Raw genomic sequence first — 17,266 nt, 5'->3', positions numbered from 1 at the left:
CGTTTATACCTCACCTTTATAAATAAATGGGCAATCTAAATCTTTAAATAGAGGTTGCTTCTTATCTTTTTCAGAAAGAATAGGACTTGTGGTTGGCCATTGAATATTTAACTGTTGGTCATCCCAAGCCAAACCTCGATCACATTCAGGAGAATAATAATTATCCACTTTATATACAAATTCTGTATCTTTGGTTAACGTACAATAGCCATGTGCAAAGCCTTGTGGAACAAGTAATTGCCGTTTATTTTCTTCAGATAAAATAAAACCTTCCCATTGACCATATGTTGGAGAACCTTTACGAATATCAACAATAACATCATAGACTGCACCTTTAATTACACGTACAAGCTTCGTTTGCGCATACGGGGCTAATTGAAAGTGCATGCCGCGTAACGTGCCAGCTTCCGCTGACATCGCATGGTTATCTTGAATAAAATTAAATGATAATCCAGCTTCCTCAAACATCTTTTGATTATAAGTTTCCATAAAAAAACCGCGGTGATCTCCAAAAACTTTCGGTTCAAATAAATAGGCATCTTGTAGTGTTGTTTTAATAAAACCCATGAGGATTCTCCTTACAGTTTACGGTTTGCTAAATCGATTAAGTATTGACCGTAATTATTTTTCTTTAAAGGTTGTGCTAATTGCAGTAGTTGGTCTTTAGTAATATACCCTTTACGATAGGAAATCTCTTCCAGGCAAGCTACTTTTAAACTTTGACGACGCTCGATTGTTTCAATAAACATCGATGCTTCTAACAATGATTCATGTGTACCTGTATCTAACCAAGCAAAGCCTCGACCTAATAATTCTACATTTAAGTTGCCACGTTCTAAATAAACTTTGTTTACATCAGTAATTTCAAGTTCACCGCGAGGGGATGGCTTTATTGATTTTGCAATTTCTACTACATCATTATCATAGAAATAGAGGCCTGTTACGGCATATGTAGATTTAGGGTTTTCCGGCTTTTCTTCAATAGATTGGGCAATACCATTTTCGTCAAAATCGACTACCCCAAATCGTTCAGGATCTTTGACATTGTATCCGAATACAGTAGCACCAGATGTACGACTAGCTGCACGTTCTAACATAGTTGAGAATTTGTGGCCGTAGAAAATATTATCGCCTAAAATTAATGCTACGGAATCATCACCGATAAAATCTTCTCCAATAATAAACGCTTGAGCTAGTCCATCTGGAGAAGGTTGTACAGCATACTCTAAATGGATACCTAATTCTTCTCCATTTCCGAGCAATTGCTCAAAACGTGGGGTATCCTCAGGTGTTGAAATAATTAGGATGTCCTTAATGCCTGCTAACATTAATACTGATAGAGGATAATAAATCATCGGTTTATCATATATAGGTAATAGTTGTTTCGATACTGAACGAGTTAGTGGATATAATCTAGTCCCACTGCCCCCTGCTAAAATAATTCCTTTCAACACGAACACGTCCTTATGCAATTTAATTTTAATAATTAACTTAGATATTTTTTGTTTTAAAAACCCACAATTTTTGCCCAAAAAAGTTTAATATTACAAAAAGAATCATACCTAGAAACATCGAAATATTTCCATTAATCATTTCTGAATTACTGATATTAAGGAAATTCACAACTCTTTTTGAAATTCCAAAGGAAACTGCATAGCATATAATAATATTTAATCCAAAAAAAATAATTTGTTTGATACTTTTGTCATTATTTTCAAATGTATAATATTTATTTAAGAAAAAACTTAAAATACTTCCTAAAAAATAATTTAAGAATGTTGATATCCAATAAGAAAAATGTAGAATATTGTATGAAATAAACATAATAGAGGTACCTACTATAGTATTTATTATACCAACTAAAAAAAATCTCCAAAAACTACTTGATAATTTTAGCTTTATCACTAATTTCCACCTTAATTTGTTCTATAATATAATTTGGTCTATTCTTAATTTCTTCGTATATTTTTCCTATATACATCCCTACAATCCCCAAGGATACCATAATACTTCCTCCAACAATTAATAGTAATAATATTACTGTTGTAAAACCTTCTAAAGATTCCCCAAGTAAAAATTGGATAATTACTCTAAATGACAGTACTATTGATAGTAAGAGAAAGATACTTCCAATTAGCATAATAATTTGTAGAGGAGCAATCGTAAATCCCACAATGTTATTAATTGCATATTTTACTAAAGAATAAGTTGACCATTTTGAAGTACCCTCTATTCTTTCATTTACTTCATAATGAATTGTTGTTTGTTTAAAACCTACCCAGTAAGATAAGGCTCTAAAAAACCTTTTTTTCTCTGTTAGAGAGTTTAATTCATCAATTACCTTTCTATCTAATAATTTGAAGTCTGAAGTATTTTTCAAATTCATACCAGTAACTTTTGAAAGTGTGCTATAAAAGACCTTTGAAAAAAACTTATATATGGGATTTTCCTTTCCTCTATGTATTTTAATACCTTCAATCACGTCATAACCTTGTTTCCATAGTTCTAGCATTTCAATTATCTTTTCTGGTGGGTGTTGCATATCACAATCCATAATTACTGCACAATCACCTACAGCTGTTTTCAAACCAGCTTCTATTGCGGCTTCTTTACCGAAATTTCTTGAAAAACTTATTCCCTTACACCTTGGATCATTTAATTTCATTATCTCATTCCAAGTATCATCAGTAGATCCGTCATTAATATAGATGATTTCAAAATCAATGTTTTCATCTTGTAAAATATTAATTATCTTATTATAAGATAAAATAATGTTTTTTTCTTCATTAAAAGCAGGCAGTATAATACTCATTAAAGAAATCAATTTTCCACCTCTTCTGAAAACTTGATAACAATTACACCATCAATTTCTTTTACTGAACCAGATGAAGGCCAAATATTTAACTGTTCGAATTCATTTCTATTTTTACTGATAAAAGATTCTTCAGGCATAAATTCTGTATTCTTTAATCCAGTTATATTATTTAAATACGCTATAAATTCTACATTATGTTCAATAATTGACCAAACTCCTGGATTTAAAAAGGGAGTTTTTAAATCATAGATACCATTTAAATTCAAAGTATCATTGAAATTACCAATTATATAAATGGGCTTCTCGCTAGAATAATTCGCTATCTTTCTAATATCATAGCTAATATGTGATATTGATGTAGCGGTTTGATTATTAACTTGTTCTTGTTTCTCATAATATATATTTGTGATTATAATAAAATTATATGAAATTAAAACAATAACTAAGAATAAAAGATTTTTTACCATATCACTTAGTAGATTCTTATTGAAGTACATTTTAAAATCTTCAAACACTAATAATCCAAAAATATACATAAAAGCCAGATGTTGAATCATTAAAATATGGTACATAACATCTTGCGAAATAAAAAATATACAGTATACGAATATAGGGAGTACTACATAAGAAATACATATTATTAGTAATGAAAAATATCTCTTTGATTTTAGTACTATAAAGAAGGTTAATGCTATAATTAAAACCAAATACACCCAATTTAGTATCTCATATAAGCCTAAAGTTTCTAAAGGATTAAATACGTCTTTAATAAATTGTATGTAAACATTTTTTATAGCTTCAATAATACTTTTAAGACTCATTTCTCCCGCTTTATCAATTCCTTGATAATTTGTAAAAGTATTATTGTATTCATATATTTTAAATCTAACAATGTATATTAATAAACCAAAAATCGAGATAATTGCCAGATTTATATATTTTTTAATATTTAATTCTTGTTTTAATATGTCTCTTAAAAATAATACTAAAATCAATGTTCCTATATAAGCTAAATTTGATTGATAAGTAGCAATAGAGACATAAATTAAAAATAGACTTAATATAGATAAATATAAATTAAATTTTCTTTTATATATTATATAAACTGAAATTACAATTAAAAGATTGGCTAAAAAATAGGCATCTGCCGTAAATGTATACGTTAATGTCCCACCAACACTAGGAAAACTACCATAAATTAACGCTATTAAGAATATCGTAAATTTATTTTTTACGTTAAATAAATCTACTAATATTACTATTGTTAATGCAATGTAAATTATTGATAATAGTGTATTTAAATAGTGCAAGTCGAAATAACTACTAATTCCAGCTAAATATGTTAAGGTGAACCTTCCTGATACACTCATATCTTGATTATTATACATTTGTGTCAAATTATCATTGTTCAACATCCCACTTGTCGCAAAAAACAAATGAATAATTAAGATTACTACAAAACTTATTACAAATGTCCATTTGTTTTCAATTGTATACTTTTTTATATTTTCCACTGCTCTCATTTTTCCCCTTTTACTGGTATCAATCATAAATTTTTGAACTCAATTATATTTTACACTTAAATGTTCTTTCACCTTTTTCAATAAGTTAATAAATCCTTCTTCCCTATACACTCTCAGTACTTTTTCGAAATTACCTTCGCCTACGAAAGTTTTATTACCTAAGATTGATTTAAAGTAATCATTTGAATATTTAAATGGATTGTCAGTATTAAACATTACATCATGATTTTTTCTATAAAGTACACGTAATGTATCATCTATCTTTTCACCATTTTCATAATAATCATACGTCCATTTTGTTTTAGAAACATTATCATAATTATTAGCATCATGTAATATAGAATATTCTTCATATAATTTTTTGAATGGGTGGCTTCCTTCAGGTAGCCAATCTCTCATACATTTCTCAGCTGTACGCCCATAACCAGAAAAGTGTATAAACCTCAATGCATCACCTTTTATAAAAAAGTTTCCTTGTTCTTCTGTCATTCCACAATCCAGCAATGACCAAGGTGCAAAATCATATCCTCTATGTTTAAAGACTTCAACATCGAAAAATGATGGAGCTAAGTCAATCCATTTTTGATCTGTAAAAATACCATTCTCTTTGTCATCATAGCAGAATATGTAAAGACGATCAGCCCACCAGTTAATAAATTTTCTAGCTTCCTCAAAATCTTTGTTAACAGCTAAAAAACCTAAATTGTATACTCCATGGGCAGTGCTTGATAACTCCATATCAATATTACCTGGCTGCAATAGATGTGGGCACAGTACGATTGGCCGTGTTTTCAAAATATCCTTGAGCTCATAAAAATCTGAATATACATAGATGTCTGGATCTAAATATACAAATTCTGACTCTTCATCATATTTATCAAATAAATAATTGAAAAAATTCCCCTTCACAGATGTAGAGGCTTCAACTATAGAATGTTTATAAATAAACTGTTCAAAGTTACCTTTCCATGAGTCTTTTGCAAGGACTACTTCATCAAAATATTCGTAGTTAGCTGTATTTGGCATTTCCTTCTCTAATAAACAAACAATAAATTTAGCATCTGGAATATTATCTTTTACAGATTTCGCTAAAGTTCTAGTCTTATGTAAATAATTCGCACATATAGATGTAAAAATAATCATAGTTTTTACCTTATCCCTTTAATATTTTTTTTGCCAAGTTCCTAATAATACCAATCTTTTTCACTTTATCTAACATAGGTCCCAAGCTTGTCAGTTTTTTATTTAGATAAATTTGTTCGATTAGTGCATCTCTTAATACCATTGCATATTCCTTCTGATATTTCCCATAAAATTCCGGGTGATTTAAGTATAATTCTCTATAAGTACTTTTTACATTTAAAGAATTATCCATAAATTTAGATGTTCTAGAGATATTCTTAATTCGATAATAGAAATATACCTCTTTTAATTGAACAACTTCCCGTTCTTTCTCAAGAATTGAAAGCCAAAAATCATAGTCTTCCATTCCATGAATCAAATTTTGGTTAAAGCCACCAATATCTTCCCAATCTTTTTTTCTAAACATTGAAGTAACGAAAATAACATTATCTAAAAGCATTGCTTCGAATGAGTATTCAGGCAAATCCCAACGTCCGCTTTGCTCACCAAACAGTTCCGCAAAACAATACACAATCCCAACATTAGGGTAATTGTCTAACTGTTCCACACATTTTTCTATATAATCTGGATGAATTTTATCATCTGCATCTAATGGTAAAATATAGTTACCTACTGCATGTTCAATACCAAAATTTCTTGCTGCTGAAGGACCATAATTTTCAGTGTTTAATATCTTAATTTGCGGATTAGATATACTTTTTAAAATCTCTATTGTTTTCAGATCAGTAGATCCATCATTAATTATTATTAACTCTATTTCCTTAAATGTTTGACCTAATACCGATTCAATGCTGGCTTCAATATATTCTCCATCATTAAAACAAGGCATAATAACACTTACTTTAGGCATTACAATCTCCTTTTAATTCAAATTTTAATTAACCCAAACTTTTTAAGAAGGCTAAAGATTTTATTTGCTTGAATTTTAATAAGTAATTCATTTTTTTGATTTAAGTTATCTTCCAAATGTGCCTTACTAGCAATTAGTAAATTATTAGTTTCTTGTAACTTCAAATTATCATTAACATAATTTTCAATTGTTTGTGCAGCATCATCTCTAACAATAACTAAATTATTTATATCTATTTTCATATCAGTTATTATTTTTTTATAAGCATTTCTTTCTTCTGCATATTGTTTAATTTTTTGTGTTGTAGAGTTAAAGATATCTGCTAAATCTTGATTTAAATTTTGAACCGGCATAATTTCTAAACTCAATACCTTTTTTCCGTTTTCTTGGAAAAAAGCATTTTTTAAAAACAGCTGTGGATCATTACTTCCACTTGCAAATTTTATAAAATCTGAATCTGAATTTTCCATTTGATATACATCTAAAGTAGAGAAAATCATATCCTTTAAATTAATATAGCTGTCTTGATATTCTAATTGGCCTTTTAAACTAATAATTCCTTTTAAAGTAGTTGGATCGATTCTTAGAAATTTAAAAGGTAAATCAGGTAATTCTATTTTTAGAATAGTATTTTCCTGATGTGATTCAATTGTAAATTTCAACTTATTTTCTTCTGTAAATATTTCAGAATTAGCCCAAAAAATTTCAAGATAATCATTTATTAAGTTCAAACTTCCCTTTTTATTTTTTTCTAAGGGGTTATATTCATTTAGATAATGGCTAAATTTATTTGAATTGTGACCTATATAATTTGTGAAATATTTTTCCATACTATCAAATTTAATTAGTACATCATTAGTTAAATTCAGAGATTCAAAAATTTCATTTATAACGTTGCGATATTTAAGCTCTAATTCATACTTAGACATAAAACCACTTATACTTCTATAAAACAAAAAATTCACCGGTACTGGGAAGTCAAAAACCCATTCATAATCAATTACATTCCATTTTCCATTACTATCTATAATGATATTATCAAAATTGACATCAATATTTGATACTATCAAAGACTTTTGGTTGTCAATTGAATTTTCCGCTCCAAAAATATCTGTAAACTCAGAAGTTATCTCGAAATCAATCAGTTTATCTGATACTAATTTCTTATAGTAAGCCATTAAACCATTCTTAAATTCATTAACATTATTACGTTCTATAAATGTTAATAACTCATCATCGAAACTTTTACCTTCTATATAAGGGAATATTACAGAATCTCCTTCTTTTTCAACTGGGACATAAAACCAATTTGAATTTTGAAGCCAACTATAATTTCTAATAATATTCATAACATGTTGCTTCGCTGAGATAGAATAAGGTTCTTTCTTCACTAGTTTTTCGTTATTACTATTAAAAATAATTGTTTTGATTTGGAACTTTTCATTTCTATTTACACTGTAACGAACACTATTTATATACATGAATAATTTCACCTCTCACTTACAAATAAATAGAAATGAATTTGCGAAGAAGCTAAATTCATCATTTTTTATTATTGCATCTGATACTTTTTGTTCATCAAATAATCCCAATCTAGGCTGATCGTAATTATGGATTAAATTTCTTAACTCCCCAACCTTTGGTAAATTATCATCTGAAAAAATTTGAAATGGTAATTTGTAGTCTGGGATTGGATAATAGTTTTCTATTTCATCAAAACCAACTTCCGAAAGAATATTTGTTAATTCTTTTTTTGAAAAAGTTTTCACTCTTTCATTACCAAAATAACCCTCCAATGATTCAAAATAGTTACCCGTATGATCTTCCCTAGCACCTGCCCAATATTTCAAACCAAAACGATTTTCGATAGCAATAAATAATTTACCATTTTCACTTAAAAGGCTTTTCACATATTTTAATAATTCATGGAAAGGCTCATTTGAATCAGAGAATCCCGGTGCATACTCTAAAACGCCAATTAATGTAATATAATCAAATTTTTTATCAAATTTTATTTTGTTAAAATCGCCTACTATAATTTCTATATTGTCACATTTTTTATTTCTGTGTGCATTTATTAACGATCTTTTCTTAGAGAGTTCAACACAGGTAACTTTTCTAATTTTTTTTGCTAATGTACCTGTGATTGCACCACAACCAGCACCAATTTCTAACAAATTAGCATCATTATTAAATGGATACCACTCTAAAATATTTCCTCTGAAATTGGAAAGATGATATAAAATCGGCCAACGATTATCATTAGCAATAATTTTTTCATAATTATCATTTTCTTTAACTAATTTTAATAGCTCGTCTTCAATCTCTCCATCAGTATATAAATCCGTTCCACTATAGTAATTTAAATTCAATTTCAGATTACCAATGTTTTCAATCATAATTTTTTAAACTCCTAGTTATTAGACATGGCAATTTGTACATTTAAGTCAAAATAGCCAACAGTATTTTTCGAAGAAATTACTTGAAATGCAATTATATCGTAAAGTCGATGATATACAACAAACTCACCTTTATCAAAGCCTGTGCACCCTAATGCCAGCATATAATTTGTCCCTTGTAAATTCATATTGAAATCAAATTGTATTTCAACAATCTTATCAGCTTCAACTTTACCAGTATCAAAATTATCTACCATTGTATTCGTACCTGTAATTTCAGTGCCCTTTAAATCCTTAATTGTAAATGCAAATATCGGAGATTCAATTGACTGATTAAATCTAATTTTCATCTTAACTTTACAATTACTGCCTTTAGTTATCGTGTTTGTTAATTTATCTTCATTATCAAAAATACCAAAATCGATAATATCAGCCATGCCATTACCATATTCAAGCATAGCATCATTTAATCTGTAAAAGTCTTTCCACACTTCTTGATTTGAAATATAATTATCCTTCTTATTAACCTCTCCTTGAGGACTATGTAATTTTACAACTACCTTTTTGTATACATCTACTGCCTCTTTAGCAGGATAAATTCCTAATGATTGTCCTTGATTCAAAACTAAAACATTATCACAATATTTAATAACACTTCCTAAATCATGAGTTACTAACAGTATTGTTTTACCTTTTTTTCTAAACTCATCAATTTTCTTATAACACTTCATTTGAAATATCATATCTCCAACAGCAAGAGCTTCATCAACAATTAAAATATCTGCGTCTACATTAATAGCAACTGCAAAAGCTAAACGAACATACATACCGCTTGAATAAGTTTTTACCGGTTGGTCAATAAAATCACCAATATCAGCAAACTGCTCAATTTCAGAAAAACGCTTATCCATTTCCTCTTTAGAAACCCCTAAGATAGAACCATTTAGATAAACATTTTCTCTCCCAGTGTATTCAGGATTAAAACCACTTCCTAATTCTAATAAAGCTGCCACTCTTCCGTTCACTTTAATTTCACCGTTAGTCGGATTTAATGTGTGCGCTAACATTTGTAATAAAGTACTTTTACCTGAACCATTTTGACCAACAATACCAAAAGTTTGTCCTTTTTGTACTGTAAAATTGATTCCCTGCAAAGCACTAAACTCTCTATAATATTTTTTTTCACTAATTGTTAAGCTCTGTTTCAAACGATCCACTGGCTTTTCATAAATTTGATAAATTTTAGTTAAATTTTTAACTTCAATTGCTACATTATCATAAGACATCTGCAAATCCCTTTCTAGTTTTCCTAAACCATACATATCCTATTAGAGATATTACTATCCCTGCACTCATTCCTATTAACCACCAATCCCAATGTGGTAGCTCTCCAAAGATGATTATTTTTCTCATATCTTCAACTACATATGTAATGGGATTAAATGAATAAATAAACTGGAATTCACTAGGTATTGCTGACCTAGGATAAAAAATCGGACTCATAAACATTAACGCCGGAATAATAATCGCTACTATTTGGCCTATATCCCTTATAAAAACTCCTAATGAAGACAATAACCATGCTAACCCCAAGGATATTAAAATTAAAGGTAAAATAATTATCGGAAACAATAAAGCCGTTACATGCATTGTTCCAGTTAGAACTAACATTGCTACCATTAAAATTATATAGCTTATCGTAGCTTGAAATAACGCTGAACCCAATGTTACGATTGGTAAAATTTCTAGTGGAAAAACTACTTTCTTCACATAATTACTATTAGCAATTATTAAATTTGGTGCTTGCGATACCACTTCAGAAAATATATTAAAGATAAATAAACCTGTAAAAAGTATTAAGGCAAATTCAGATTTACTTGTTTCTCCATCAGTTCCCCATCTTGCTTGAAATATTACGCTAAATACAAAAGTATAAATAGTCAACATCATAATAGGAGTCACAAATGACCAAATGATTCCTAAATACGATCCCTTATATCTATTAGCTATTTCTCTTTTGGTAAACTGAGAAATTAATGATCTTTGAGCCAAAAGATACTTAATATGATTTCTTGCTAAATTTATCATTCTCTAACCTCTAATTCTTATTCATTCGTTTAATAAGATGCTTAATCATTCTATTAATTATATATTTTTAAATTGGCCTTTAAAGTTCACCAAAAATAGCCCTAATAGTATCCACATTACTCCGTTAATCCCCGGCAATGAGTCATTAAAAATAGCCTGGAAGTAAAATGCTAAAACCCCAACTGCTAAAACTGTCGCTAAAATATTTTGTGGCATATACTTAAAAATTTGTTTTAACGAAATCCAAGTACTTATTAATACCAATACCATAAAGGCGATAAAACCAACAATACCCGTACCATACAACACACCTATATACATGTTGTGCGGTTTATCTACAATTACTGTCTCTGTTTCTAAATTAGCACGTGCATCAATATTATAATGTTGGAAGTTATACATTAGAGAATCCATTCCATAACCTTGAATCGGTCGCTCTTTTACTAAATCTAATATATATGACCAAATATATACACGCCCTGAACCAGCACCTACACCTGTTTGAGGTAATTCTGGAATTTCAATCGCCTGTTCTGAGGCATAAGCTTTATTTCCAAAAATCATCGATAATGGACTTTGGTTATTATTTAAATTTGAAAGCGGTTGAACAGTTTCTTCAACATATGGGTTTGAAGCTCCAAAGAAACCGAAAGTTTCATCCCACACTTTTGAATTTTCTTTTGCTAACAAATGTAAGCCAGCACCAGATGTAATTAAGAAAATAGCAAAGAATGCTACAGCCAGGACCTTCTTTTCTGCTTTAATAATAATCCATATTAAAAACGGTGTAATACATACAACCGTTAAAAATCCACTCGTTGATAAAGCCATAAAAATTACATACATTGAAGCAACTGCAGCTACTAGCCCTAAGATTTTATTTAGTGTTCTTTTCTCTAAAACAGCCCAAACAAAATACATAAGAGCCATAATAGCAAACATTCCACTCATATAGTTACCATGATTTAAAGTACCAATTAGAGTTGACCCTTCACTAATATCTGCACCTTCTGGTAACATCAGTGTAACTAACTTTTGAAGCCAAGTTTGTTGTAGTAAATCTTTCCCAACGAAGTTCATTGTAATTATATATAAATTAATAAAAATAAACGGTAACATTGTATACATTACTGAACGTACCACATTTTTAGGGTATTCAATATTTAAAGCTACAAATAATAAAGTTACATAGCATAGCCACGCAATAGCACCATCAGAACGGTTATATTGCCCGTTTAATACAATCGAAATATTCGGTGATAACACAGTAGAGATAACAATCACCATAACAAAAATTCCTAGTACATAATTTAAAAATGTTTTTCGAATAGATCCATTCATAAAAAATATTTTTATTAGAAATAAGATAGCTATAACTAAAGTCATTACTAATAACATTAGTGTTTTAAAACTTGTAAATAATTCACCTTTTAAGCCGGATGTTAAAATATCAAGATTAGTAATTAAAGGACTAACAACTTCTACAATATCAGCCATTACAATTAAAGGCATTACACCCATTAGTACTAAAAATAGCCTAAATATCCATTTATCCACATTTGCTCTTGATTCATTATTTTCTTTTTCATCACTTATCGAATCAGATTTTTGAAGTTCTTCGTAAAATGAAGCCATTTAGTATTTCCCTGCCTTATTACATATTCTCAATTTGAGTTAATAATTCTGTTATACGTTCCTGATAGTTAGGGTACTGTTCAGGTACCCATCCCCACTCTCGACATTTTTCCAATACAATTTTTGAATCATTATATCTTTCGGCATAAAATAATATTTCACCAAACTGAATCATAAACATTGGATCCTCTGCCTTATAAGGATTAATATCTAAAGTTTTTTGCAATAATATACTAGCCTGTTGATATTCTCCAATATTTGCAGATACTAATCCACCTAAATAATTCGCTACTTCTGATTTCGGTTGTCTCTTTAGCATTTCATTTACATATAAAGAAGCCTCATCATATTCTTCTTCATTGTATAACTGGCCGACCTGTTGATAAATCATATCTTCTTCAAGAAATTTTTCGTCTTGCTTGCTTGCTAAAACCTTAGAAGCAATCAGTCCTAATACTATAAAAATAACTACCCCTAATAATATGTATTTTCTATTATTCTCAGATATATGCATTGCTCACAATCCTTTAATCATTTTTAAATTTCATATATTAGTATACACTAATTTTGATGTATTTTCCTTATATTAATAGAAATACCAATAGGTTATTATAGATTATTAATCAAAACTTTTAAAATTGTTTAAACCCAAATTCTCCTTCATTCTTCTTGAAAAGCATTGAATAAAAATCAATTCTTTTATATTAATTTTTATGTTAACCTTTTCGCTTTAAATTACTAGGTAGTATTATAAAACCCCAAAAAACGAGAAGTGAATTTCTTCACTTCTCGTTTAAAATAAAGATATTATTGTGCTTTAAAGAATTTTCTACCATTTTCAGTTACATAGTCAAAGTTATAGTTACGTCCTTTATAAGAAACAGTAACTGTTTCGCCAACTTCCACTGGAGAAGTAAATCCAACATATAAAACTTTATTGTTTGATGAATCAGTAGTTACAGTAGCAGAACCAGTAGTACCATTTACAGATACAGCAATGCTAGTGCTTGCTACAGCTTCATTAAATGTTAATGTAATTGCAGCTGCATCTTTAGTAGTTGGTGTTTGTACAACTTCTGTAATTGAGAAGTAAGAAGTACTTGCACCTGATAAGAATGTAACTGTTTTAGTAACAGATGTTAACCCTGATAAACCAGTATTTGTTGGTGTTGCAGTAACACGTACATCTGAACCGTTAGATTTCAAGAAAATAGATACATTCGTTTGACCAGCAACTACAGAACGGTTTAATACTGTTTTTGAAGTATAAGCTGGAATTACAACAGCAGCACCATTTTCTACAATAGGATTACCAGCTGCATCTACTAACTCAACAGCCTGTGCACCGGCACGTACAGTGAATTGTACTGGTGTATCAGAAGAATATGAACGCGCTTTACCATTTTGATCTGATAATTGGTAAGCAAATTCTGCAACAGTGTCACTACCAAATGTTGTAACTTCCTTATCTTCATCATTTGTAACTACTAATTCACTTCTGTAATCAGCAGCTTTAGTAGTGCGGAAGTAAGTGATTTCTCCTGTAACTTGTAAATCTTTCTTATCTAATTTTCCACGTTCAGAACCAGTGCCCGTACCATTGTCAATGAATGCAATTGGAGTTACGAATGCATCTGCATTAGGATGAGAAACTGTAAATTTAGCAACGCCATCTTTATCTGTAACAATACGGAAAGTTACTGAATCAGCTGTAGTTGGATCAACTGGTTTACCATCCACATCAAATACTTCTACAAGACCACGTTCTGTTGTAGTTTCACTATCAAATGTTACTAAAAGCTCTGAATTAGCTAATACCTTACCATCTTTATTTTTTAGTGTTGCAACATAGTCACGTCCACCAGTTTGGTCATCGTTTAAGTAAACAGCAGCAGTTTGATTGCCTTCAGCTTTAATTGATAAGTCAAATACTGATTCTTTAGCAAATGTTACTGTTGAACCTACAGCTTGTAAAGCCGTAGCATCATACTTAGCGTTTGTACCTGGGTTGTTTACGAAGGCAATCGGTGTTACTGATGCATCGTCACCAGTTAATACTAAGTTAGCTTTACCAGTAGCATCTAACTTAAGAACACCTACAGCGTAACCACCAGTTGTATATTCATAAGCATATTTTGCAGAAGCAGTATCACCAGTAGTACGTAAACCTAAGAATTCAACTCCACGAACAGCTTTCTCAGGAGCAACATTTAAGTTCTCTTTGAATGCTACGTATACTTCTTCGTTTGCGTCACCAGTAATTTGGTAAACTTTTTGTTCGCCATTAGCTAAAGTTGTACCTTCTGTTACATCTTTAATTGCTAATGTTGTATCCCAGTAAACTTTTGCAGCAGCTTTTAATGCTGGCTTACCAGTTGCGTATGCATTAACAGTATCAGTTTCACCTTGAGAACGAGTATAAGTATAAGTTGCAACACCGTTTTCGTCTGTTTTAACAGTTTCAGTTAATTGAGGAACGATTGTTGTATCGTTAGCTAATTTAGCATGGAATACATCAAATTTCACTGGAATGTTAGCTGCAGATTCACCTTGAGCTACAGTTACTTTAGCTTTTAAAGTTACTGTTGTACCATAAGTACCTTGGATTGAAGTTTCTTCAAACGCGATAGCAGATGGTAATACTGATGAAGCTTCTTCATCTTTTTGACCAGCAGCTGTGTAGTCTGCGTTAATTGTTTTGTATAAGAATGATGCAAATTGACCACGAGTCGTATTACCTTTTGGGTTGAATGCAGGTGCAGCTGGGTTTGTAATGTCATAGAAGTCTAATACAGAGATCGCTGTGCGAGCTTCTGCTTTAGCTTGGTTTAAGTCAGTTACATCACCTTTGAAATCTTGAGTAGCAATATACTCTTCTAAGCTAATATCATTAACAGTGTTAACTGTACGTACTAAAGTGATAGCCATGTTTTCGCGAGTGATTGGATCACCTGCTAAAAGGTTACCGTTAGAACCTACGAATACACCAGCTTCTTTAACTACTGAAGCATATTTTAATAATTCTTCGTTAGTTTTTGTAGTTAAGTCAGCGAATGCTGGACGAGTTTTGTAGTCAGCAGCAGCTTCATAACCTTTAGTTTCTAAGAACTTACCTAATAATTTAACTACGTCAGAACGAGTTAATTCTTTGTTAGGCTTGAATGTGCCATCTTGGTAACCAGAGATGATGCCATCACTTACTAAAGCAGTGATCGCTTCCTCGTGTGTGTTACCTGAGATGTCCGATAATGATGCAGCAGATGCAACTGGTACGATTGCAGATGCTACTAATGTAGCTGTCGCAGCTGTTGCTACGAATTTTGTGTATTTCTTTGGTTGGTTAGCCATTGAAAAATTTCCTCCTCATAAGTGAAAATAATATTTTAGTTACCCACACGAAAAATGTGCAGAAAAACTAACTACACATAAATTCTATTAGTATACATTTACTATGTCAATCTTTTTTTACCAATAAAACCACATTTAACCTGTTTTACGAGATTCCAAGATATTAATCAGTAAATATATTCAGATAACTTAAAATTTCTTTAATTATGACATACATATACTCATAAAGACAACATTTTCTTCACCAATAAATCCCATATATTATTTGAATATAGTTAAAGATAGTAGTAAATATTGGTTTTAATTGTAAAAACAAGAGTTATAATTGGATATAAAATGCAGTTATACCAAGGGTTAATATGGAATTTATAGATTACAATTATTACTAATATATTACTTTTGTAATATAGTTATTATTTGTGTGACCATATTTTTTCCTACCTGGTTAGTGTATGAACAGTACGAATTAATAGAACCTGTTCGCTAAAATTCGACAAAAATAAAAAAAGAAAAAGGCTTTAGCATTTAGATGCTAAAGCCTTTTTCTCGGGCTACCAACCGAGTTTTTCCTTGCAGGGAAAAGTTAAAATTTAAAATATATCGTAGAGGAAATCTCACTACTGAATTTAGTGTATCATTAACATTACAAATACACAATCATATATTACAAAGATTACATTATTTTTTTCGTTTACTTGTCTTCTTTCGACCTCGTGCTACTTCCAATAAAAACAAAGGCAAAGCCATTTGGCGTTTTATTCGGTGTGGTTCCTTCATCAATCGATAAAACCATTCCATTCCAACTTTCTGGAAAGCTTCTGGTGCTCTTTTCACATTACCAGCCAATACGTCAAATGAACCACCAACACCTTGGTAAATTGTTGGATGAAGCTGATCACGGTTCGCATTAATCCAATTCTCCTGCTTTGGTGAACCCATTGCTACAAACAATAAATCAGGTTTCGCTTCATTAATTTTATCCACGACTTTATGATTATCCTTTTCATATCCATCCTGTGTGCCGGCAATTTGGATAGATGGGTAGAGTTCTTGTAATTTCTTAGCGGCCTGATCTGCAATTCCCGGCTTCCCTCCATAAAGAAAAATAGGTTTTTTACGCTGTGCTGCCTCTTCACATAGACGCAGCATCATATCGACACCTGTTACACGTGATGTAATTTGACCCTTCTGGATTTTCGAAGCTAAAATAACCCCTATGCCATCCGGAATTTGAAACTCCGCGTTATTAAGAAGTGTTTTTAATGCCGGGTCTTCTTTTGCTTTAATTATTTTTTCCGGGTTAATAGCTACGATTAACGATTTTTGCTGTTTCTCGATTTGATCAAATACTTTTGGAAGTAATTCATCATAGCTTTCGGTATTTACTTGAATGCCGAGTACGGTTTCTTTCATATATAGTCTTCCCTTCTTTATAATTCATCTATAAAAAACAGTAGGCAGTACG

15 protein-coding genes are annotated in these 17,266 nt (G+C 30.5%); all 15 read right to left on the bottom strand.

Features of this window, described 5'->3' with window-relative positions:
* Nucleotides 1-3: 3 nt before the first annotated feature.
* Nucleotides 4-567: a dTDP-4-dehydrorhamnose 3,5-epimerase gene (rfbC, locus tag AC6CH1_RS00925; protein ID WP_498316041.1), complete on the bottom strand. Its 564-nt coding sequence runs from the start codon at nucleotides 565-567 to the stop codon at nucleotides 4-6.
* 11 nt (nucleotides 568-578) lie between these two features.
* On the bottom strand, nucleotides 579-1,451 hold the full coding sequence (gene rfbA / locus AC6CH1_RS00920; RefSeq protein WP_498316039.1) for a glucose-1-phosphate thymidylyltransferase RfbA: 873 nt from the start codon (nucleotides 1,449-1,451) through the stop codon (nucleotides 579-581).
* Nucleotides 1,452-1,491: 40 nt separating this feature from the next.
* Entirely contained in the window at nucleotides 1,492-1,905 is a 414-nt protein-coding gene (locus tag AC6CH1_RS00915; RefSeq protein WP_498316037.1) for a GtrA family protein, read from the bottom strand.
* Nucleotides 1,880-2,824, bottom strand: coding sequence for a glycosyltransferase family 2 protein (locus AC6CH1_RS00910; RefSeq protein ID WP_498316035.1), 945 nt, complete (start codon nucleotides 2,822-2,824; stop codon nucleotides 1,880-1,882). The genes AC6CH1_RS00915 and AC6CH1_RS00910 overlap by 26 nt, the downstream gene beginning before the upstream one ends.
* The gene (locus AC6CH1_RS00905) at nucleotides 2,821-4,338 is read right to left on the bottom strand and encodes a glucosyltransferase domain-containing protein (RefSeq protein ID WP_498316033.1); all 1,518 of its coding nucleotides are present in this window, start codon (nucleotides 4,336-4,338) and stop codon (nucleotides 2,821-2,823) included. Before AC6CH1_RS00905 ends, AC6CH1_RS00910 begins: the two co-directional genes overlap by 4 nt.
* A 39-nt stretch (nucleotides 4,339-4,377) precedes the next feature.
* Nucleotides 4,378-5,481: a hypothetical protein gene (locus tag AC6CH1_RS00900; RefSeq protein WP_498316031.1), complete on the bottom strand. Its 1,104-nt coding sequence runs from the start codon at nucleotides 5,479-5,481 to the stop codon at nucleotides 4,378-4,380.
* Nucleotides 5,482-5,491: 10 nt separating this feature from the next.
* A complete protein-coding gene (locus AC6CH1_RS00895; RefSeq protein ID WP_498316030.1) occupies nucleotides 5,492-6,331 on the bottom strand; it encodes a glycosyltransferase family 2 protein in 840 nt (279 codons plus the stop codon).
* Nucleotides 6,332-6,348: 17 nt separating this feature from the next.
* The gene (locus AC6CH1_RS00890) at nucleotides 6,349-7,812 is read right to left on the bottom strand and encodes a hypothetical protein (protein ID WP_498316028.1); all 1,464 of its coding nucleotides are present in this window, start codon (nucleotides 7,810-7,812) and stop codon (nucleotides 6,349-6,351) included.
* Between the two features lie 15 nt (nucleotides 7,813-7,827).
* The gene (locus AC6CH1_RS00885; protein WP_498316026.1) at nucleotides 7,828-8,730 is read right to left on the bottom strand and encodes a class I SAM-dependent methyltransferase; all 903 of its coding nucleotides are present in this window, start codon (nucleotides 8,728-8,730) and stop codon (nucleotides 7,828-7,830) included.
* Nucleotides 8,731-8,744: 14 nt separating this feature from the next.
* Nucleotides 8,745-10,016, bottom strand: a complete 1,272-nt coding sequence (locus AC6CH1_RS00880; RefSeq protein ID WP_498316024.1) for an ABC transporter ATP-binding protein — start codon at nucleotides 10,014-10,016, stop codon at nucleotides 8,745-8,747.
* Nucleotides 10,006-10,818, bottom strand: a complete 813-nt coding sequence (locus AC6CH1_RS00875) for an ABC transporter permease (protein ID WP_498316022.1) — start codon at nucleotides 10,816-10,818, stop codon at nucleotides 10,006-10,008. Before AC6CH1_RS00875 ends, AC6CH1_RS00880 begins: the two co-directional genes overlap by 11 nt.
* 57 nt (nucleotides 10,819-10,875) lie before the next feature.
* Nucleotides 10,876-12,453: an O-antigen ligase family protein gene (locus AC6CH1_RS00870; RefSeq protein ID WP_498316020.1), complete on the bottom strand. Its 1,578-nt coding sequence runs from the start codon at nucleotides 12,451-12,453 to the stop codon at nucleotides 10,876-10,878.
* A gap of 19 nt (nucleotides 12,454-12,472) precedes the next feature.
* Entirely contained in the window at nucleotides 12,473-12,967 is a 495-nt protein-coding gene (locus AC6CH1_RS00865) for a tetratricopeptide repeat protein (RefSeq protein WP_498316018.1), read from the bottom strand.
* Nucleotides 12,968-13,260: 293 nt separating this feature from the next.
* Nucleotides 13,261-15,801 carry an S-layer homology domain-containing protein gene (locus AC6CH1_RS00860; protein WP_498316016.1) on the bottom strand — a complete coding sequence of 847 codons (2,541 nt, stop codon included), beginning with the start codon at nucleotides 15,799-15,801 and terminating at the stop codon, nucleotides 13,261-13,263.
* Nucleotides 15,802-16,479: 678 nt separating this feature from the next.
* Nucleotides 16,480-17,214 (bottom strand): WecB/TagA/CpsF family glycosyltransferase, encoded by a 735-nt coding sequence (locus AC6CH1_RS00855; RefSeq protein WP_498316014.1) that lies wholly within the window; start codon nucleotides 17,212-17,214, stop codon nucleotides 16,480-16,482.
* Between the last annotated feature and the right edge of the window lie 52 nt (nucleotides 17,215-17,266).

The sequence above is a fragment of the Solibacillus sp. GQ1 genome, from assembly GCF_059758555.1.
Note: the sequence above shows the minus strand (reverse complement) of the source record. Positions and strands in the feature narration are given on the sequence as shown.

Excerpts from the sequence above, each read along its gene's own strand:
- rfbC (WP_498316041.1), bottom strand. The coding sequence starts at position 567 with ATGGGTTTTATTAAAACAACACTACAAGATGCCTATTTATTTGAACCG.
- AC6CH1_RS00900 (WP_498316031.1), bottom strand. The coding sequence starts at position 5,481 with ATGATTATTTTTACATCTATATGTGCGAATTATTTACATAAGACTAGA.
- AC6CH1_RS00895 (WP_498316030.1), bottom strand. The coding sequence starts at position 6,331 with ATGCCTAAAGTAAGTGTTATTATGCCTTGTTTTAATGATGGAGAATAT.
- AC6CH1_RS00855 (WP_498316014.1), bottom strand. The coding sequence starts at position 17,214 with ATGAAAGAAACCGTACTCGGCATTCAAGTAAATACCGAAAGCTATGAT.
- AC6CH1_RS00865 (WP_498316018.1), bottom strand. The coding sequence starts at position 12,967 with ATGCATATATCTGAGAATAATAGAAAATACATATTATTAGGGGTAGTT.
- AC6CH1_RS00880 (WP_498316024.1), bottom strand. The coding sequence starts at position 10,016 with ATGTCTTATGATAATGTAGCAATTGAAGTTAAAAATTTAACTAAAATT.
- AC6CH1_RS00860 (WP_498316016.1), bottom strand. The coding sequence starts at position 15,801 with ATGGCTAACCAACCAAAGAAATACACAAAATTCGTAGCAACAGCTGCG.
- AC6CH1_RS00905 (WP_498316033.1), bottom strand. The coding sequence starts at position 4,338 with ATGAGAGCAGTGGAAAATATAAAAAAGTATACAATTGAAAACAAATGG.
- AC6CH1_RS00875 (WP_498316022.1), bottom strand. The coding sequence starts at position 10,818 with ATGATAAATTTAGCAAGAAATCATATTAAGTATCTTTTGGCTCAAAGA.
- AC6CH1_RS00885 (WP_498316026.1), bottom strand. The coding sequence starts at position 8,730 with ATGATTGAAAACATTGGTAATCTGAAATTGAATTTAAATTACTATAGT.
- AC6CH1_RS00890 (WP_498316028.1), bottom strand. The coding sequence starts at position 7,812 with ATGTATATAAATAGTGTTCGTTACAGTGTAAATAGAAATGAAAAGTTC.
- AC6CH1_RS00870 (WP_498316020.1), bottom strand. The coding sequence starts at position 12,453 with ATGGCTTCATTTTACGAAGAACTTCAAAAATCTGATTCGATAAGTGAT.